Genomic DNA, 18,452 nt, shown 5'->3' on the forward strand with positions numbered 1-18,452 from the left:
GGTCCGGCGGTGGTGAATCAGTCGGCGGACAGTATCATATCATTCCCACCTGAGCCGCATGCAGCCGGGTATAGGCACCGCGTTTGGCGATCAGGTCCTGGTGTGTGCCCTGTTCGAGGATGCCGTTGCCGTCGATGACGACGATGCGGTCGGCGCCCTGGATCGTGGCGAGGCGGTGGGCGATGATCAACGTGGTGCGGCCTTGCGAGAGTTCGCCAAGCGAACGCTGGATGGCGCGTTCCGTCTCCGTGTCGAGCGCCGAGGTCGCCTCGTCGAGGATCAGGATCGGCGGGTTTTTAAGGAACATGCGGGCGATCGCGACGCGCTGTTTCTGGCCGCCCGAGAGTTTCACGCCGCGCTCGCCGATCACCGTGTCGAGCCCCTGCGGCAGGCCGGCGAGCATCTCTTCCAGCCGTGCCTGCCGTGCCGCCTCGATGATATCCGCTTCGCTGGCGCCGAGGCGTCCATAAGCGATGTTCTCGCGGATCGTCCCGCCGAACAGGAAAACGTCCTGCTGGACGATGCCTATCTGCTGGCGCAGCGACACTTTCGTCATCGCGCGGATGTCCATGCCGTCGATGGTGATGCCGCCGCCGCCGATCTCGTAGAAACGCGGCAGCAGCGAGCAGATCGTCGTCTTGCCGGCGCCCGATGGCCCCACAAAGGCGATCGTCTCGCCGGCGCGGATCGAAAGATCGACGTTTTCGAGCACCGGCTTGTCCGGACTGTAGCCGAAGGAGACGTTCTGATAGGCGATCTCGCCCTTGAGGTGGTCGACGTCGACCGCATCGGGCGCATCGGCGATATCCGGCTCGGTATCGATCAGCTCGGTGAAACGGCGGAAACCGGCGATACCCTTCGGATAGGTCTCGATCACCGAATTGATCTTCTCGACCGGGCGGAAGAATACGCCGACCAGCAGCAGGAAGCCGATGAAGCCGCCGGCGGTCAGTTCGCCCGACAGCACGAAATAGGCGCCGGCGATCATCACCACCATCTGGGTCAACCGCATGCTCATATAGCTGAGCGAACTGCTCGCCGCCATCAGCTTGTAGGCGTCGAGCTTGACGCGCCGGTAATTCTGGTTGTCCTGTTCGAACAGTTTCCGTTCGTGTTGCTCGTTGGCGAAGGCCTGCACGACGCGGATGCCGCCGACATTCTCCTCGATGCGGGCGTTAAAATCACCCACACGCTGGAACAGCCGGCGGAAATTATGGGTCATGCGGCCGCCGAAATGGCTGGTGACCCAGGCGGTCAGCGGCACGACGACAGCGGTGATCATCGCCAGCTGCGGGTTGACCGAGAACATCAGCGCGAGAGCGCCTGCAAAGGTCATGATGGCGATGAACAGGTCTTCCGGCCCGTGATGGGCGACCTCGCCGATCTCTTCCAGGTCCTTGGTGAGGCGCCCGACGATATGGCCCGTCTTCTGGTTGTCGAAATAGCTGAACGAGAGCTTCTGCAGGTGATTGAAGGCGGCGCGGCGCATGTCCGTCTCGATATTGATGCCGAGCATGTGGCCCCAATAGGTAACGATCGCCATCAGGCCGGTATTGATCGCATAGATCACCAGCAGCGCCGCCGAGGCGAGCAGGATCAGCAGCCATTCCTGGCTGAGGAGAAGCCGGTCGACAAACAGCTTCACCGCCATCGGAAAGCCCAGTTCCAGCACGCCCGACACGATCGCGCAGCCGAAATCGAGGATGAAAAGGCCGCGATAGGGCCGGTAATATGAGAAAAAACGGCGAAGCATCGGACACTCTGAAATCGATAGATGAGCAACAGGGGCAAGTTTTTGAAACCCGCTTAGCCGGGTTCGCCGACGAGGTAAACTCCGCTCTCCTGATCGCCCGGACAATAGGTGCGGGATAGATATCAGGCGCGGCGGCTGCGCAACAGGGTGCGGGCGGAGGTATGCGGTTCGGCGAGCTGATCCGCCTCCAGCGAGGCGAACAGCCAGTCGATGAAGACCCGCACGATCGGCGCCGAGCGCATGGCCGGCCGGCAGGCGACATAAAAGGCGTCGTTGGCCGGAACGCTGAGGTCGAAAGGCACGACTAGTTCGCCGCGGGCGATCAGCTTGCTGGCGGTGATCGTATCGCCGAGCGCGATCCCCTGGCCATGCAGCGCCGCTTCCGTCGAAAACCGGGCGTCGCCCATGAAATATTGCTGCCGGCGCGGCAGGTCGACGGCGTCGGCAGCGGAAAGCCAGGTGTTCCACTCACGCCCGTCCGCATCGCCATGCAGTAGGACGTGGTCTTCCAGATCGCGCATCGAACGCAGCGGCCGGCTGTTGAGCAGGGTCGGGCTGGCGACCGGGAAAAGCTGCAGGTTGCTCCACAGCCGCGTCCAGGCGTCCGGCCAGTTGCCGTCGCCATAAAGGACGGCGACGTCGACATCCGAAGAATGCAGCACGGCCGGATCGTTGGAGGCGGCGAGCTTCAGCCTGACGCCCGGAAACTGCTCGGTGAAGGAATTGAGGCGCGGGACGATCCAGAAGGACAGCAGCGCCGGTACGCAGGTGATCGACAGCTCGCCCGATGTCGCCGGCCGCTTCATCTGCGCGGTCGCGGCGGCGATCTCGCCGAACGCCTGGCTGACGGCGGGCAGCAGCAGCGCGCCCTCCGAGGTGAGCTTCAGTCGCTTGGCGCCGCGTTCGAACAGCGAGACCTGCAGCGAGCTTTCCAGCGCCTTGATCTGATGGCTGACCGCGCCGTGGGTGACGTTGAGCTCGCGGGCCGCTGCAGAAACCGAGCCGCGGCGGGCCGTTGCCTCGAAGGCGCGAAGCGGGTTGAGGGGCGGCAGCCGGTTGGTCATTTCATTCCTCGGATTGAACCTAAGTGTGAGTTTTTCTCACACTGACTGCTAGAACAATCTCAATTGCTTTTCCACCCGCACCTGACGGATAATGATGAAAACAAGGGCGGCAAGCCCGGTGGAACAAAAATTAGGCTGCGCACAAGCGGCCCTGCAGACAGGCGAGGCGATCATGACATTCGACGCGAAGAAGCTCGGCGAATTGCGCGCAAAATACCTCGATAGCCGGGGTGGCGAGATTTTTGACCCGAAATTCAAAAAGGTCGGCGAGAAGATCTTCGACAAGGCCGGCACCCGCGTCGCGCCCTATGCGGGCATTCCCACGCTTCTCGATGCGCCCTACAGGCCGCTCGATGCGGAGAACCCGGATTTCGGCGACCTGCAGGTGGCGATGGTCGGCATGCCGATGGATCTCGGGGTCACCAACCGGCCGGGCTCGCGTTTCGGGCCGCGGGCGCTGCGCACGATAGAGCGTGTCGGACCCTACAACCACGTGATGGAATGCGCGCCGATCTATGAGCTTAACGTCGCCGATATCGGCGACGTCGCCTTCCGCAGCCGCTACCGGCTGGAGATGAGCCATGACGATATCGAAAAGCGGGTGGGCCAGATCGTCGATGCCGGCGTGCTGCCGCTCTCGGTCGGCGGCGACCATTCGATCACCCATCCGATCCTGAAGGCGGTCGGCAAAAAGGCGCCGGTTGGCATGATCCATATCGACGCCCATTGCGATACGAGCGGCTTTTTCGACGAGACCAAGTTCCACCACGGCGGCCCGTTCCGCAACGCGGTGCTCGACGGCGTGCTCGATCCGACCCGGACGATCCAGATCGGCATCCGGGGTGCGGCCGAATATCTCTGGGAGTTCTCCTACGAGTCCGGCATGACCGTCATCCATGCGGAGGAAGTGACCGGCATGGGGCTGCCCGCGATCATCGAGAAGGCCAAGACAATCGTCGGCGATGGCCCGACCTATCTCTCCTTCGATATCGACAGCCTCGACCCGAGCTTTGCGCCCGGCACCGGCACGCCGGAGATCGGCGGGCTCACCACCCGCGAAGTGCTGGAACTGGTCCGCGGTCTCAAGGGCATCAACATCGTCGGCGGCGATGTGGTCGAGGTGGCGCCGCAATATGACGCGACCAACAACACTGCCCATGCAGGCGCTCAGATATTGTTCGAAATTCTGAGCCTGATGGTGTTCAGCCCTTCCGTGAAGGGCCGCGCCTGACATAAACTGCAGACAACAAGGGAACTCGCCAGCCGGCAAAGCACCGGCAGGCCTAAAAAACAAAGGAGAACATCATGCGTGACATTCTGAACGCCAAACTCGGACGCCGCGGCGTGCTCGGTGCCGGTCTCGCCGGCGCCTCCATGCTGGCCATGCCCTCGGTGCTGCGCGCCCAGGACAAGTCGCTGAAGGTCGGCGTCTATGGCGGCTTCTTCAAGGATTCGTTCGACAAGAACATCTTCCCGGACTTCACCAAGGCGACCGGTATCGCGATCGAATCCGTCGCCGAGCCGACCGGTGAAGCCTGGCTGGTTCAGCTCGAACAGGCCGCCAAGGCGGGTGCGGCTCCGGCTGACGTTTCGATGATGTCGCAGGTGGCGATGCTGAAGGGCCAGACGACCAAGCTCTGGGCGCCCCTCGACGCAGCCAAGCTGCCGAATTCCAAGAACCTCATCGACCACTTCGTCAACAAGTACCCGGACGGCAAGATCGCCGGCATCGGCGCCGTCTCCTGGTACATTACGCTGGTGACCAATACGCAGGCATACAAGGAAGCCCCGACGTCCTGGGCGGCCCTGTGGGACAAGGCGAATGCCGACAAGCTCGGCCTCCTGGCGCTGGTCTCCAACTCCTTCCTCCTCGAAGTGACCGCCAAGACCTTCATGGGCGGCACCAAGGCGCTGGATACCGACGAGGGCATCCTCAAGGCGCTCGAAAAGCTCTCGGAGGTAAAGCCGAACGTCCGCCTCTGGTATCGCGACGAGGCGCAGTTCGAACAGGCGCTGAAATCGGGCGAAATCCCGATGGGCCAGTATTACCACGACGTCACCGGCCTTGCCGCCTCGCAAGGCAGCCCGGTCCGCTCGACCTTCCCGAAGGAAGGCGGCATCCAGGACAGTGGCTGCTGGGCGCTGTCGCGTGCCTCGAAGAAGACCGAGGAAGCGCACACGTTCATCAACTACATGTGCCAGCCTGCCATCCAGGCGACCCTGTCGCGGAAGGTCGGCACCTCGCCGACCGTCAAGCGCGACCTGCTCGACCTCACCGCCGCCGAATTCGCCTCGGTCTCCTCCGACATCGAGCCGATCATCCCGCGTTACGATCTCTACCAGACCAAGTCCGACTTCCTGAACCAGAAGTGGACGGAGATGATCGCGGGCTGATCACAGCCTCGCGCTCCAAGGCCGCCCCTCACCCTAGCCCTCTCCCCGCTTGCGGGGAGAGGGGACGTGCCCAACGCTCAAGTTTGCGATAGCCGAGACGGTGCGGCATATTCCTTCTCCCCGCAAGCGGGGAGAAGGTGGCGGCAGCCGGATGAGGGGCACTAGCCCTGCCAAGACGTACGGAGACCGAATGTCCGGATTGAACCTCAACCATGTGACGAAGCAGTTCGGCAATTTCACGGCCGTCAACGACGTGAGCCTTTCGGTTCCGGACGGCACGTTCGTCTGCCTGCTCGGGCCATCCGGCTGCGGCAAGACCACGCTGATGCGGATGATCGCCGGCCTGGATCTTCCGACGCGCGGCTCGATCGAGCTCGGCGGCGCCGATATCACCGCGGTACCCACCCACAAGCGCGATCTCGGCATGGTCTTCCAGTCGCTGGCGCTGTTTCCGCACCTGACGGTCGGCGAGAACATCGCCTATTCGCTGCGCATCCGCGGCGTGGCCAAGGATGTGCAGAAGAAACGCGTCGACGAGCTCTTGGCGATGATCCATCTGCCGGGCTTCGCGGATCGTTCCGTGGCAAAACTCTCCGGCGGCCAGAGGCAGCGCGTGGCGATCGCCCGGGCCTTGGCGATCTCCCCAAAACTCTTCCTGCTCGACGAACCGCTGTCGGCGCTCGACGCAAAACTGCGCGAGGCGATGCAGGTGGAACTGCGCCAGCTGCAGCAGCGGCTCGGCATCACCACCATCGTCGTCACCCACGACCAGCGCGAGGCGATGACCATGGCCGATACCGTCGTCGTCATGAACGGCGGCGAGATCCGCCAGGCGGCCGCCCCGGTCGATATCTACCGCCGCCCGGCCGACAGTTTCGTTGCCGACTTCATCGGCCAGACCAACCTCCTGCCCGTCGCAGCCGACAGCGCCGGCCGCGCCAGCGTGCTCGGCGAGGTGGTCGAGGGCATCGCGCTGCCCGCAGGTGCTGCAAAAGGCATGCTGTCGGTGCGGCCGGAAGATGTGCAGCTCACCGCCCCCGGCCACGGCGCGATTGCCGGCACCGTCACCTTCATCCGCGATCTCGGCGGCGCCATCGAAACCTTCGTGGAGGCGGGCAGCACCCAGGTGATCGCGGTGTCTTCGCCGCGCAACCGGCCGGACGTCTCGGTCGGGCAGAGCGTCGGCATCAGGCTCGATCCGGCCACCAGCGTGGTGCTTGCCAGATGAGACGCGAACCGCCGCAGCGTCTTGCCGATTACGGACCGCTCTTTTTCCCGGCGGGCATGCTGACCGTGTTCTTTGTGGTGCCGTTCGCCACGATGATCGCCGTGTCCTTTTTCCAGCGCGAACAGGGCGGCTTTTATACGCCCGCCTTCGTGTTCGACAACTATGCCCGTTTCCTCAGCCTGTTCTTCGGCAAGGTCCTCGGCTTTTCGCTGTTCCTGGCGATCGCAGTTGCGGCCACCTGCGTGGTGATCGGCATTCCCTTCACCTATCTGCTCTCCCGCTCGGCGCGAAGAATCCAGATCGTCTGGCTGGTGGCGCTGCTCTCCATCCTGTCGCTCTCGGAAGTGATGATCGGCTTTGCCTGGTCGACGCTGTTTTCGCGCACCGCCGGCATTACCAACCTGTTCGTCTGGCTGGGGCTGATGGCCCAGGCCCCAGGCGCTGACCCCGAGTTTCGGGGCGGTCATGACCGCCATGACCTACCAGGCCTTCCCCTATACGGTTCTGGTCCTCTATCCGGCGCTGGTGCGCCTCGACCCGACGCTGACGGAAGCGGCGCGCACGCTCGGTGCCTCACCGGTCAAGGCCTTCTTCACCGTCGTGGTGCCGGCGCTGCGCAACACCATTCTGGCAACGCTGATCATGGTCTTCATCTTCGCGCTTGGCTCCTACCTGCTGCCGCAGCTGCTCGGAAGGCCGCAGCAGTGGACGCTGTCGGTGCTGATCACTGACCAGGCGATCTACCAGTCGAACATGCCCTTTGCCGCCGCCATGGCCGTTTTCCTCGTGCTCGTGTCGCTGGCGCTGGTGGGCCTTGCGCTTTACGCCGGAAAGCAGAGGCAAGCGAAATGACCGCGCTGCGCCGCCTTTTCTTCTTCGTCGTCGGCCTGTTCCTGGCCCTCCCGCTGATCGTCGTCGCCGGCGTCTCGATCAATGCGCGCCAGACGCTCGCCTTTCCGCCGCAGGGCTTTTCGCTCTCCTGGTACGGCCAGATCTTTACCAATGCCGAATGGCGCAATGCGCTGATCGCCTCGCTGACGCTTGCCGCCTCCTCGGCTTTGCTGGCGTTGCTGATCGCCCTGCCGCTTGCCTGGTTCCTGTGGCGGCGGGTCGCCCCCTGGGCCAACATCTTCCAGCTTTTGGGTGTCGCACCCTTCACCCTGCCGCCGGTCATCACCGCGCTTGGGCTCCTCACCTTCTGGGCGACCACCGGTTTCTACGGCCAGGCCTGGACGGCGGTGATCAGCCACGGCATCTTCTTCGTCACCCTGCCGCTTGTCACGCTGTCGCTCGGCTTTTCGGCGATCGACCGTTCGCTGGTGGAAGCGGCCGCGACGATGGGCGCTGACGACCGGGTCATTTTCCGCACCGTCGTTCTGCCGCTGATCCTGCCCTATCTCGTCTCGGGTTATGCCTTCGCCTTCGTTCTGTCGCTGAACGAATATATCGTCGCCTACATGACCGTCGGTTTCACCATGGAAACTCTGCCGATCAAGATCTTCAACGCGCTGCGCTACGGCTACACGCCAACCATGGCGGCGGTCACGGTGCTGTTCCTGGTCATTGCGGCAGTGATTTTCGGTCTGGTGGCACGCTTCGGAGACCTGCCGAAACTGCTCGGCGCCATGTCCGACGAGCGCTAAAGGGAAAAGCCCATGAAAATCGCCGGTTTCCAGATGCAGCCCGTCGTCGGTGACATCGAGGCGAACCTCGCCAAGATCGAAGCGGCAGCTGACGAAGCTGCCGCCATGGGCGCGGCGCTGCTGATCGCGCCGGAGCTGGCGCTGACCGGTTATGGCGCGGCGGAGAAATTTCCCGATCTCGCCACGCCCGCGCACGGCGAGGTGACCGGCCGGTTGTCGCAGATCGCTTCAAAACGTGGCCTGGCGATCGTCGCCGGTTTTGCCGAAAAGACATTCGAAAACACCTTCAACAGCGCCTTCTTCACCGACGGCATGGGGCAGACGGCGGTCTACCGCAAATGCAACCTCTACGGCCCCTATGAGCGCAAATGGTTCGCCCAGGAGGACCGCCGCCAAGTTCTGGTAACGCTCGGCGGCATTAGGCTCGGGTTCCTGATCTGCTACGATGTCGAGTTTCCCGAAAACGTCCGGCAGCTCGCGAAAGGCGGCGCCGATCTCGTCGTGGTGCCGACGGCGTTGCCGACCGGGTGGTCCGGTCAGTTCATCGCCGAACACATGATCCAGGTCCGCGCCTTCGAGAACCAGGTTTTTGTCGCCTATATCAACCACAGTGGTTCGGACGACTTGTTCGCCTATGCCGGCCTGTCGCGGATCGCGGCACCGGACGGCAAGCTGATTGCCGAGGCGCCCGCCGAGGGCGAAGCCCTGATCATCGCCGAGGTCGATCCGGCGGCCTACACCCGGTCGAGGGCGGAAAACACCTACCTCGCCGATCTCGTGTGAACTCCAGGCCGACCGGAGTAATCGACCCCAAGTCAATAAGACCTTAGCCAAACTCCCATTTCCTTTGATAATGTTGTACAGCATTCGGCGTTACAGCATTCCGGGGGGAGGCATGACACGTATATTCCGGGCGCCGGCCTTTTATATTCAAGGCCCGGGAGCCCTGAGCCAGCTCGGCGAAAAGGCGGCGACGCTCGGCCGTTCGGTCGTGGCGATTTGCGACGCCGTGGTGCTTCCGCATATCGAGGCGGATCTCACCGAGACCCTGAACCGGCAGGATATCACGCCAACCGTCATCCCCTTCGACGCGGATGTCACCCACAGGGAAATGGACCGCCTGGCCGAAATGGTGCGCGCCAGGGGCGGCGAAGTGGTGGTCGGTATCGGTGGCGGGCGCACGCTCGACGTCGCCAAGGGTGCCTCTCGCCGCACCGGTCTGCCCTTTGTCAGCGTGCCGACGGTCGCGTCCACCGATGCGCCCTCGACCCGCGGCATCGTCATCTATGACGACCATCACAGGATGGTCGCCGTCGAGCAGATGGACCAGAACCCGGCCTTCGTGATCGTCGACACCGCGATCATCGCCAGGGCGCCTGCCCGGCTGCTGCTCGGCGGCATCGGCGATGCGCTGACCGCAAAATTCGAGACGGAAGGCGCCTGGAAGGGCACCGGCCTTTCCAAGCAGGGCACGCGGCCCTTGAAGACCGGCGTGATGCTCGGCGACGTCTGTTACCGGATGCTGCTCGAACACGGACCGGGTGCCGTGCGGGTGGCCGGCACCGGCCAAGTGACGCCGGATCTCGAAGCCGTCGTCGAGGCCATCCTTTGGCTCAGCGCCGTCGCCTTCGAAAACACCGGCCTCTCCATCGCCCATGCGGTCGCGACCGAGCTCGGGGCGATCGAGCCGGTGCGAAAACACTCGCTGCATGGCGAACATGCAGCCTACGGCACGCTGGTGCAGGCAATGGCGGAAGGCCGCCCCGAGGACGAACTGACGACGCTGTTCGGCTTCTATGACGAGATCGGCATGCCGCGCCGGCTTGTCGACCTCGGCATGCCCGATATCGGCGATACGGCGATCGAAAATCTTGGCGCAGCCTGCGCAAAAAGCCCGTTCCTGGTCAACCAGGAGCGGATGCTCGATGCCAATGATCTGGCCGCCGCCTTCCGGGCTGTGGAAAACTACGTTTAAAGCGGGCTCGACCTGCTACAGATATAAATATAATCAACTGGGAACACAGGGGATTTAGGATGCCGTCAGATAAGACCAAGGCGCCGGTGGAATGGACCCAGCGCCGCATTCAATCGATCGAGGTCGGCTTCCAGGTCATTCGCGCCATGGAGGCGGCGAACGGCCCGCTGCCGCTGCGCGATATCGCCGCCGCCGCCGGCATGCCGCCCAGCAAGGCGCATCTCTACCTCGTCAGCTTCGTCAAGGAGGGCGTCGCCTTCCAGGATCCTGTCACCGGGCATTACGGGCTTGGCCGTTTCGCGATCCAGCTCGGCCTGTCGGCCATCCGCCAGCTCGACGTGGTGGAATTCGCCCGCGAGGAGCTCGCAGCGCTGCAGCGCACCGCCGGTTTCGCCACCTATCTTTCACTCTGGGGCGATCGCGGCCCGGGCATCGTTTCCAAGGTGGACGGCGAGCGGCAGGGATCGCTTGCCGTGCGCCTCGGCTACGTGCTGCCGCTCCTGACCTCGGCGACCGGCCAGGTCTTCCTCACCTATCTCGACGAGAGCGAGACCATGGCGGTGCGGCAGGACGAAATTGCCGCGGCCAAGCGGGATTCGTCGGATGACGCGGCCTCGCTCTCGCCGCGCGTTACCAGCACCAAGGAAATCCAGAAGATCATCGAGACCGTGCGCCACCAAGGTTATGCGATGACGGTCAACAGCATCAATTCGAGCTTCGCCGCTATCGCCGCGCCGGTCTTCGATTATAGCGGCCGGATCGTCGCGACCATGACCGTGCTCGGTTCCGACAAACAGCTCGCCGGCCCCCGCAAGAAACCGACGATCGACGCCCTGATGGCAGCCGCCCACCGGCTTTCCGAACGGCTCGGCGCACCCGGCCGCGGGGCAAAGGGCGAGGACAAGGTCAAGCCGCCCGCGCCACCGAAGCCGACGCGGGCGAAGAGCACGGCGGGACGATAGGCGGATCTCCCCCACAAAGGGAGGAGATCAGGAGAGCCCGCGGCAATCCCAATGCAATTGACCTCCCCAAATTAATTAGTATACCTTACGATCTTCGGCTGGAGGAGCCGAGGAGGAGGATTTCATGCGCGAGATCGATGCCACCACCGTTGCGAAACGGGAAGAATTTTATGCGCGGCTCAAGCCGCACAATATGGCCCCCCTCTGGGAAGTGATGAAGGGCATGCTGCCGCCCGAGCCGACTTCGAAGGCGCAGGCGCATCGCTGGCGATACGATGACATCCGCCCGCTGATCCTCGAATCCGGCAGCCTGCTGACCGCCGAAGAGGCCGAGCGCCGGGTGCTGATCCTCGAGAACCCGGCCTTCCCGACCCAGTCGCGCGCCACCTCGACGCTTTATGCCGGCATCCAGATCATCATGCCGGGCGAAGTGGCGCCGGCTCATCGCCACACGCCGTCGGCGCTGCGCTTCATGCTGGAAGGTTCGGGCGCCTATACGACCGTCGGCGGCGAGCGCACCCGCATGGCGTTTGGCGATTTCGTCATCACGCCCGTCTGGGCCTGGCACGACCACGGCAATGACGGTTCCGACCCGGCCGCCTGGCTCGACGGTCTCGACGTGCCGATGATCGCCTTCTTCGAAGCGGTGTTCCGCGAGGATTCCAATGACACCGAGCAGGAACTGCTTCGGCCGGAAGGCGACTCGCTTGCCCGGTTCGGTTCCGGCATGCTGCCGATCGGCGGCGCCAGCCCCTATGGCCAGACGACGCCGATCTTCAACTATCCCTATGAGCGCAGCCGCGAAGCCCTCTACCACGCCTCGCGTGGCGAAGAAATCGACGCCCATATCGGCACGACGCTGCGCTATGCCAACCCGATCGACGGCGGCTGGACGATGCCGACCATGTCCGCCTGGCTCAGCCATTTCCCGAAGGGCATGGAAACGGCGAAGATCCGCTCCACGGATCATATCGTCATGTGCATCGCCGAAGGTACCGGCTCGATCACGATCGGCGCCAAAACCTTCGACTTCGGCCCCAAGGACGTGATCGTCGTGCCCGGCTGGTCGTGGCGCTCGTTCAAAGCCAACGAGGACGTCGTCGTATTCTGCTTCTCCGACCGCGTGGCGCAGGAGAAGCTGGGCTATTTCCGCGAAGACCGCACCCGCGTCTGAGCGAACGACATCAGGGAGAGAAATCATGCGTTTTTGCCGCTACGACGATAATCGTCTCGGCGTGGTCGTCGGCGATCAGGTGAAGGATGTCACCAGCGTCCTCGATCGCCTGCCGAACTACCGTTACCCCTTCCCCCATGGCGACCAGTTCATGGCCCATTTCGCCGAGCTGCGGCCAGTCATGGAGGAGATGGCGAAGACCGCGGCTTCGAAGCCGCTGTCCGAAGTCGCGCTTCTCAGCCCGATCGCCAATCCCGGCAAGATCGTCGGCGCCCCGGTCAACTACCGGCTGCATCTCGACGAAGTGCTGGACAGCGACCAGTTGCATCACGGCATGAAGATCAAGCCGATCGCCGAGGCCGGCGTGTTCCTGAAGGCGGTGAGCTCGCTGGTCGGCCCCTCGGAAGGCATCGTCGTCGACTGGGCGGATCGCCGCACCGACCATGAGATCGAGCTCGCCGTCATCATCGGCAAAAAAGGTTTTCGCGTGTCGGAAGCCGATGCGCTGGATTACGTCGCCGGTTACGCGATCTGTTACGACATCACCATCCGCGGCCCTGAAGAGCGCAGCTACCGCAAGTCGCTCGACACGTTCAGCGTGCTCGGACCGTATATGGTCACCGCAGACGAGATCCCGAACCCGAACAATCTCGATTTCGAACTGACGATCGGTGGCGAGAGCCGACAGAAATCGAACACCAGCATGCTGATCTTCAACGTCCAGAAGCTGATCGAATTCGCCAGCAAGGCCTACACGCTCTATCCGGGCGACATCATCATGACCGGCACGCCGGAAGGCGTCGCACCGATCGCTCCCGGCGACGTGCTGCACGGCAGGTTCGAAGGCATCGGCGCGATGGACGTGAAAGTCTACGGCAACTGGAACAAGACATGAGTTTGGAACCGAATGCACCGGCAGAGAGAGATGGCCATGCCGTCCTTCTCGACGGTGTCGTCGGCATCCGCATCCGCCGCCTGCAGGCGTTGTTCGGCATCCACTGGCAGAACTGGTTTCGCGCTCGCTCGCTTGCGGTCACCCCGGTCCAGGGTGGCGTGCTGCTCCTGATCCGCCGTTATCCCGGCATCAGCCAGATCGCGCTCGCAAGGCGGCTGCGCATCGAACCGCCGACCCTGGTCCAGACGCTTAGCCCCCTCATCAAACTTAAACTCGTCGAACGCGACCGCGCCGCCGATGACGGCCGCGTCTCCGAACTGCGGCTCACCAAGGCCGGGCTGGACGCCGCCGCACTGGTGGAAACCTCGCTGCCGCAGCACGAGGCCGACCTGCTGCGGTTTTTGTCCGTCGAGGAGCGGCAAGCGTTTCTGGAACTGCTCGACAAGGCGATTGCCGGCGCTGAGGCGGCGATCGAGGGGCAGGAGAACGTGGAGTAGCGGGACTCGATACGGCGGCCCTAAGCTGCCCTCGTTCTCCTTTCCTTTATGGAGAGCCATCCCAACCTCTCCGCAGCTATCCAACCTCTCCGTCGTCATCCTCGGGCTCGACCCGAGGATCCATCCACGCGAAGTCCTTCGCGTGAAAAGAGCCCTTCGCCGCAGACGCGGCGCTGGATCCTCGGGTCGAGTGTAAAGCCCGGGGACATAGCTGACAGATGTTCGGAGACATGCCTGACAATCAGTGCTGGCTTTTGAGGTCGATTTTTGCGACCTGTGTTGCGCCGAAGAAGACGCCGTAGAGGCCGTCGCGCTGGAGCGGCCGGATGGCGAGGCATTCGGTTCTGAATGCATTTGGCACGCGCCAGAAGCGTCCCTTGAAGCTGACATAGCCCTTGGTTGATCCGACGCGGCGCACGATCTCCGAGCTGTCATAGGCCGGTTCGGGCAGGCGGTCGGGAAACGGGCGCGGTGAAGGTCTGTACCGGCTGGCCGGCACGGCCATGTCGATACCCTGGTGGGGGCGACAATGGTTGTAGATGTCGCGCCAGCGATCGAAGGCTCGTTGCGCTTGGGTGTGGCTGGCGAACGCGGCGAAGTCGAAGACCTCGGCCTTGAGGCTGCGGTGGAAACGTTCGTTCTTGCCGCGGCCCTGGGGGTGGTAGGGCCTGGCATGAATGAGGTCGATGCCGAGCTTGAGCAGCCAGACACGCAACCTCGTCCATTGGTTGGGCACGCCGGTGCCCCATGGATTGCCGTTATCGGTATAGATGGCGATAGGCAGGCCGTGGCGGCGCAGGATGGGCTCCAGCCGGCCGCGGACGGTCTGCATGCGCTCGTCGGCGCAGGCTTCGAGCCCGACGGCGAAGCGGGAATGGTCGTCGATGATTGTCAGGGGATGGCACCAGAGGCTTGAGACGAGCTGCGTGCGGCCCTTGAAGTCCATCTGCCAGAGCAGGTTGGGTGCCTCACGTTCGAAGCGGCCGAGCGCCGGCCGCCCGCCTGTCTCCGGCCCAATGCGGTCGTGGCGCACCAGGATGGCATGGACGGTGGATGCAGACGGCGGCTCAGTCCCGAGATCCTGCAGGCGGCGGGCGATCTTGCGAGCCCCCCAAGCCGGATGTTCGTCACGGATATCAAGAACCACGCGCTCGAGATCGGCTCTGGTCCGCCGCGGGCTCGCATGCGGCCGGCGAGAGCGGTCCTCCACCGGCTCGCCCGCCTGCAGGCGCCGCAGCCAGACGTAACCCGTCTGCCGGCTGATGCCGAAGCGCTGGCAAAGCTCAGAGACGTTCGCCCCCTCCAGCCCTGCCAGCCGGCAGAATTCCAAACGCTCATCCACAACTGACCTCGACCGCCAAACCATGCCAACCTCCCGACAAATCATCCCGGAAGTGTCAGGCATGTCTCCGAACATCTGTCAGCTATGTATCAAGGCCGTACACTCGACCCGAGGATGACGACCGTGGTTGGGCAGCCGCCACGATTTTGAACCAGCGCATAACCCAACTCCATTTCCCAATTGCCACATAACAGGCACCCTGATATGTTCCATACATCTGGGAGGAGCTAGATCATGCGGTCATGGCAAGTATTCGAAGCATCGGAAGTGCTCCGGGAGGTCGAGGAGGCGAACCCGCAGCCGGCGGGCTCGGAGGTCGTCGTTTCGGTATCCCATTGCGGGCTTTGCCATTCGGACCTGACCCTGTGGAAGGGCATTTTCGACATGGGCGACAGACAGGTGTCGATCGACAGTATCGGCATGAAGCGCCCGCTCACCCTCGGCCATGAAATCCTCGGCACCGTCACCGCCATTGGCCCCGATGCGACGGACGTGAAGGTCGGCGATAGAAGGCTCGTCTATCCGTGGCTCGGTTGCGGCGCGTGCGAAACCTGCCGTGCCGGACAGGAGAACCTCTGCATGCAGGGCCGGCCGCTCGGCATGCGCAGGCCCGGCGGTTTCGGCAGCCATGTGGTGGTGCCGCATAGCCGCTATCTCATTGACACCGGAGATCTCGACCCGGCGCTTGCGGCCACCTATGCCTGCTCCGGCCTCACCGCCTATTCCGCCATCCGCAAGGCCATGCCGGTGCGCCCCGACGAGGCGATCGTCGTGGTCGGCGCCGGCGGGCTCGGCCTCAGCGGCATCGTCATCCTCAAGGCGCTCGGGCACGAAAACATCGTCGTGGTCGACGTCTCCGAGGAGAAGCTGAAGATCGCAACCGATGCCGGCGCCCACAAAACCGTGCTTGCGACCGGCGACGACGTGACGGCGAGGATCGTCGATACGGTCGGCCGGCCGGTGCGCACCATCATCGATTTCGTCAACAACAGCCAGACGGCCGCCTTTTGTTTCCCGGCGCTGGCGCGCGGCGGCCGCATCATCATGGTCGGCATGTTCGGCGGGCAGCTCACCATCCCGACCATGCGCATGGCGCAAGGGGGCCTGAGCCTGATCGGCAGCATCACCGGGTCTTTGCAGGAATTGCGCGACCTGGTGGAACTCGCCAAAAGCGGAAAACTTGACGCCATTCCCTATGAAGCCATCCCGAAATCATCGATCAACGATGCGATGAGCCGGCTCTCCAAGGGTGCGGTCAAGGGACGTATCGTTCTGGAGGAGGAGCCGGCGTGAGTGCGCAACAAGGCGAAATGCCCGAAGCCCCGATGATCGAGGTTTGGCGCGGCAGCGTGCGCCAATGGGAAGTGGACGAGAACGCCCACTGGAACACCCAGTATTACGTCGCCCGCGCCAATGAGGGCCTCGCGGTTCTGTTCGGCCTCAACGGCCTGACGGGCCTGTTCTCGCCGACGTCGGCCACGACGATCGCGTATAACGAACATCATATCCGTTTCCATCGCGAAGCGCATGCGGGCACGTCGCTGCATATGACAGGCGGTTTCCTCGAGATCGGCGAGAGAACGGCGTTTGCGGTGCTGATGCTCTACAACAGCCATTCCGGCCAACTGGCCGCGAGCTTCAGGGTGCGGCTGACCCATGTGGATACGGCCGACCTCCAGACGCCCCTTTCCTGGCCAGCGGCCTTCCGCGAAAAGGCTTCCATCTCGCTGGTCGACGCCCCCAGGGAGGCGCTCGCCCGCGGTACCGGCGATGAGCCGGTAACGATCAGCGCCTCGCGCGACCGGGCAATCACGCTCAGCCTGAAACGCACCGCGATGAGCCTGATCGAACCGGAGGCCTGCGACGCCTTCAACCGCCTCGCCCCCCAGAAATTCATCGGCGCGGTCGGCGGCGGGGTGAAGCAGCTCACCGGCCCGATCCGCCAAGTCGTCAGCAAACATGCCGAAACGCCGCCCGGCAAGGTCGGCGGCGCGGTGCTGGAATTCCGCATCCTTTATGGCGAAACGCCGCGTCTCGGCGACTGTTTCGAGATCTGGGGCGGATTGCAGAAAACCGACCAGCGCGTCATGTCGCTGATCTTCTGGATGGTCGATCCCTTCACCGGCCGGGTATTCGGCACGATGCAATCGGTCGCCGTCGTGTTCGATCTCGATGCACGGGCCATCGTGCAGATCTCGCCGGCGGCCACGGAGGCGCTGGCTCCGCTGGTGACCGAAGGTCTGGCGCTTTAGGCGGCCGCTCTTGGGAACCGCGTAGACCCGAAGCAGTTCAGGCTCTCACCTCGAAGATCATGTTGAATGGAGTTTCGCTCGCCCGCCGGAAGTGCGAATAGCCGGCGTCGAGCACCACCTTGCGAAGCTTCATCTCCCCAGCCTGCGCTCCAAGGCCAAGGCCTACCTCCTGTGCCATGGAGGCGGGGGTGCAGATCATCGTCGAAGCGCCGTAATAAACGCGCCCGACCGGGTTGAGATTGTCCTTCAAGCCGTCATGCGCGAAAGGTTCGACGATCATCCAGGTGCCACCCTTCGCCATCGTCTCGCGGATATGACGGCCCGCTCCGACCGGATCGCCCATATCGTGCAGGCAGTCGAACATGGCGACGAGATCGTAATTGCCGCCGGGGAATTCCTTCGCCGAAGCCTGATGGAACGTCACCCGGTCGCCGACGCCAGCCTCCTGCGCTGCGCGTTTCGCCCGCTCAATGGAAGGGGCGTGGTAGTCGAACCCGTGGAAATGCGACTTCGGAAAGGCCTTGGCCATGAGGATCGTCGAGGCGCCATGGCCACAGCCGACGTCGGCGACCTCCGCCCCTCGCTCCAGCTTTTCCCTGACGCCTTGAAGCGCCGGAATCCATTCGTCGACCAGATGGCTGTTGTAGCCGGGCCGGAAGAAGCGCTCGGTGCCCCGGAAGAGGCAGGTGCTGTGTTCGTGCCAGCCGAGCCCGCGGCCGGTGCGAAAGGCTTCCTCCACCTTCGGTTCGTCCATCCACATCGACTGGACGATTTCGAAAGCGCCCCCGAAAAAGGCCGGGCTGTCCTCATTGGAAAAAACCATCGCCTGCTCGGGCGTCATTCCGAACTTGTTCGACTTTTCATCGAACATGACGTAGTCGGCCGCAGCCATGGCAGCGAGCCATTCACGCACATTGCGCTCGGTCAGCCCCGTCGTTTCCGCGATCTCCATCGAGGATCGCAGCCGTCCGTCCATCATTGCCCGGAACAGGCCGAGATGGTCGCCGAGCACGACGAGAACACCGGACACGCCAGCGCCGAGATCGCCCACCAGCCGACCGACAAGTGCATCGAGTTTCTGCATATCAGGTTCCTGCATGGCACCCTCCATAGATACCGCCAGCCCCCAGCCCAATGGGTTTTACCCAAAGCGATCCTACGCCGGGTCCGCACCCGGTCAATGAAGCATTCGGACTAGGTGGCCGATCAGAAGGCTTAACTCCCCGAGGCATGACAGCATTATTCCGCATCCCCTCTCCCCAACGAGAAGGTG

General features: G+C 63.5%; 15 protein-coding genes and 2 pseudogenes. 13 read left to right on the forward strand and 4 right to left on the reverse strand.

The features are described 5' to 3' along the window. Window positions 1-34: 34 nt before the first annotated feature. Window positions 35-1,753 carry an ABC transporter ATP-binding protein gene (locus ACZ9IU_RS30270; RefSeq protein WP_040124096.1) on the reverse strand — a complete coding sequence of 573 codons (1,719 nt, stop codon included), beginning with the start codon at window positions 1,751-1,753 and terminating at the stop codon, window positions 35-37. A gap of 122 nt (window positions 1,754-1,875) precedes the next feature. Next, window positions 1,876-2,817, reverse strand: a complete 942-nt coding sequence (gcvA, locus tag ACZ9IU_RS30275) for a transcriptional regulator GcvA (protein ID WP_040124095.1) — start codon at window positions 2,815-2,817, stop codon at window positions 1,876-1,878. A 172-nt stretch (window positions 2,818-2,989) separates the two neighbouring features. Here gcvA and speB point away from each other — a divergent pair, with 172 nt between their 5' ends. The 11 genes and pseudogenes from speB to ACZ9IU_RS30330 all read left to right on the forward strand — a co-directional run bounded on the left by speB (window position 2,990) and on the right by ACZ9IU_RS30330 (window position 13,585). Further along, window positions 2,990-4,048: an agmatinase gene (gene speB / locus ACZ9IU_RS30280; protein WP_040125682.1), complete on the forward strand. Its 1,059-nt coding sequence runs from the start codon at window positions 2,990-2,992 to the stop codon at window positions 4,046-4,048. 74 nt (window positions 4,049-4,122) lie between these two features. Continuing rightward, window positions 4,123-5,211 (forward strand): ABC transporter substrate-binding protein, encoded by a 1,089-nt coding sequence (locus tag ACZ9IU_RS30285; RefSeq protein ID WP_040124093.1) that lies wholly within the window; start codon window positions 4,123-4,125, stop codon window positions 5,209-5,211. A 190-nt stretch (window positions 5,212-5,401) separates the two neighbouring features. Next, window positions 5,402-6,439, forward strand: coding sequence for an ABC transporter ATP-binding protein (locus tag ACZ9IU_RS30290; protein ID WP_040124091.1), 1,038 nt, complete (start codon window positions 5,402-5,404; stop codon window positions 6,437-6,439). Next, window positions 6,436-7,291: pseudogene (locus ACZ9IU_RS30295) on the forward strand (ABC transporter permease). Before ACZ9IU_RS30290 ends, ACZ9IU_RS30295 begins: the two are co-directional and overlap by 4 nt. Then, window positions 7,288-8,082: an ABC transporter permease gene (locus ACZ9IU_RS30300; protein ID WP_040124088.1), complete on the forward strand. Its 795-nt coding sequence runs from the start codon at window positions 7,288-7,290 to the stop codon at window positions 8,080-8,082. Before ACZ9IU_RS30295 ends, ACZ9IU_RS30300 begins: the two are co-directional and overlap by 4 nt. Window positions 8,083-8,094: 12 nt before the next feature. Next, window positions 8,095-8,865 carry a carbon-nitrogen hydrolase family protein gene (locus ACZ9IU_RS30305; RefSeq protein WP_040124087.1) on the forward strand — a complete coding sequence of 257 codons (771 nt, stop codon included), beginning with the start codon at window positions 8,095-8,097 and terminating at the stop codon, window positions 8,863-8,865. Between the two features lie 112 nt (window positions 8,866-8,977). After that, window positions 8,978-10,057 (forward strand): iron-containing alcohol dehydrogenase, encoded by a 1,080-nt coding sequence (locus ACZ9IU_RS30310; RefSeq protein WP_051900295.1) that lies wholly within the window; start codon window positions 8,978-8,980, stop codon window positions 10,055-10,057. A 59-nt stretch (window positions 10,058-10,116) separates the two neighbouring features. Further along, on the forward strand, window positions 10,117-11,019 hold the full coding sequence (locus ACZ9IU_RS30315) for an IclR family transcriptional regulator (protein ID WP_051900293.1): 903 nt from the start codon (window positions 10,117-10,119) through the stop codon (window positions 11,017-11,019). A 124-nt stretch (window positions 11,020-11,143) separates the two neighbouring features. Beyond that, on the forward strand, window positions 11,144-12,193 hold the full coding sequence (gene gtdA, locus ACZ9IU_RS30320; protein WP_157885282.1) for a gentisate 1,2-dioxygenase: 1,050 nt from the start codon (window positions 11,144-11,146) through the stop codon (window positions 12,191-12,193). Between the two features lie 25 nt (window positions 12,194-12,218). Further along, window positions 12,219-13,088, forward strand: coding sequence for a fumarylacetoacetate hydrolase family protein (locus ACZ9IU_RS30325; protein ID WP_040124086.1), 870 nt, complete (start codon window positions 12,219-12,221; stop codon window positions 13,086-13,088). Further along, window positions 13,085-13,585, forward strand: coding sequence for a MarR family winged helix-turn-helix transcriptional regulator (locus ACZ9IU_RS30330; RefSeq protein ID WP_040124084.1), 501 nt, complete (start codon window positions 13,085-13,087; stop codon window positions 13,583-13,585). Before ACZ9IU_RS30325 ends, ACZ9IU_RS30330 begins: the two co-directional genes overlap by 4 nt. 197 nt (window positions 13,586-13,782) lie before the next feature. Here the strand turns inward: ACZ9IU_RS30330 and ACZ9IU_RS30335 are convergent. Next, a pseudogene (locus ACZ9IU_RS30335) lies at window positions 13,783-14,951 on the reverse strand (IS481 family transposase); the annotation flags it as partial. Between the two features lie 210 nt (window positions 14,952-15,161). On the opposite strand from ACZ9IU_RS30335, the gene ACZ9IU_RS30340 reads away from it, so the two are divergent. Both ACZ9IU_RS30340 and ACZ9IU_RS30345 read left to right on the forward strand, forming a co-directional pair. Beyond that, complete coding sequence (locus tag ACZ9IU_RS30340; RefSeq protein ID WP_040124080.1) at window positions 15,162-16,220, forward strand: alcohol dehydrogenase; 1,059 nt, start codon at window positions 15,162-15,164, stop codon at window positions 16,218-16,220. Next, entirely contained in the window at window positions 16,217-17,179 is a 963-nt protein-coding gene (locus ACZ9IU_RS30345) for a thioesterase family protein (RefSeq protein WP_157885281.1), read from the forward strand. The genes ACZ9IU_RS30340 and ACZ9IU_RS30345 overlap by 4 nt, the downstream gene beginning before the upstream one ends. A gap of 37 nt (window positions 17,180-17,216) precedes the next feature. On the opposite strand, the gene ACZ9IU_RS30350 is transcribed toward ACZ9IU_RS30345, so the two are convergent. Beyond that, window positions 17,217-18,278: a class I SAM-dependent methyltransferase gene (locus ACZ9IU_RS30350; protein ID WP_040124077.1), complete on the reverse strand. Its 1,062-nt coding sequence runs from the start codon at window positions 18,276-18,278 to the stop codon at window positions 17,217-17,219. Between the last annotated feature and the right edge of the window lie 174 nt (window positions 18,279-18,452).

It is taken from the genome of Mesorhizobium sp. USDA 4132, from assembly GCF_056279545.1.

Bases quoted from the DNA above. Each gene is read 5' to 3' on its own strand.
- ACZ9IU_RS30270 (WP_040124096.1), bottom strand. From the start codon at position 1,753: ATGCTTCGCCGTTTTTTCTCATATTACCGGCCCTATCGCGGCCTTTTC.
- gcvA (WP_040124095.1), bottom strand. From the start codon at position 2,817: ATGACCAACCGGCTGCCGCCCCTCAACCCGCTTCGCGCCTTCGAGGCA.
- speB (WP_040125682.1), top strand. From the start codon at position 2,990: ATGACATTCGACGCGAAGAAGCTCGGCGAATTGCGCGCAAAATACCTC.
- ACZ9IU_RS30285 (WP_040124093.1), top strand. From the start codon at position 4,123: ATGCGTGACATTCTGAACGCCAAACTCGGACGCCGCGGCGTGCTCGGT.
- ACZ9IU_RS30290 (WP_040124091.1), top strand. From the start codon at position 5,402: ATGTCCGGATTGAACCTCAACCATGTGACGAAGCAGTTCGGCAATTTC.
- ACZ9IU_RS30300 (WP_040124088.1), top strand. From the start codon at position 7,288: ATGACCGCGCTGCGCCGCCTTTTCTTCTTCGTCGTCGGCCTGTTCCTG.
- ACZ9IU_RS30305 (WP_040124087.1), top strand. From the start codon at position 8,095: ATGAAAATCGCCGGTTTCCAGATGCAGCCCGTCGTCGGTGACATCGAG.
- ACZ9IU_RS30310 (WP_051900295.1), top strand. From the start codon at position 8,978: ATGACACGTATATTCCGGGCGCCGGCCTTTTATATTCAAGGCCCGGGA.
- ACZ9IU_RS30315 (WP_051900293.1), top strand. From the start codon at position 10,117: ATGCCGTCAGATAAGACCAAGGCGCCGGTGGAATGGACCCAGCGCCGC.
- gtdA (WP_157885282.1), top strand. From the start codon at position 11,144: ATGCGCGAGATCGATGCCACCACCGTTGCGAAACGGGAAGAATTTTAT.
- ACZ9IU_RS30325 (WP_040124086.1), top strand. From the start codon at position 12,219: ATGCGTTTTTGCCGCTACGACGATAATCGTCTCGGCGTGGTCGTCGGC.
- ACZ9IU_RS30330 (WP_040124084.1), top strand. From the start codon at position 13,085: ATGAGTTTGGAACCGAATGCACCGGCAGAGAGAGATGGCCATGCCGTC.
- ACZ9IU_RS30340 (WP_040124080.1), top strand. From the start codon at position 15,162: ATGCGGTCATGGCAAGTATTCGAAGCATCGGAAGTGCTCCGGGAGGTC.
- ACZ9IU_RS30350 (WP_040124077.1), bottom strand. From the start codon at position 18,278: ATGCAGGAACCTGATATGCAGAAACTCGATGCACTTGTCGGTCGGCTG.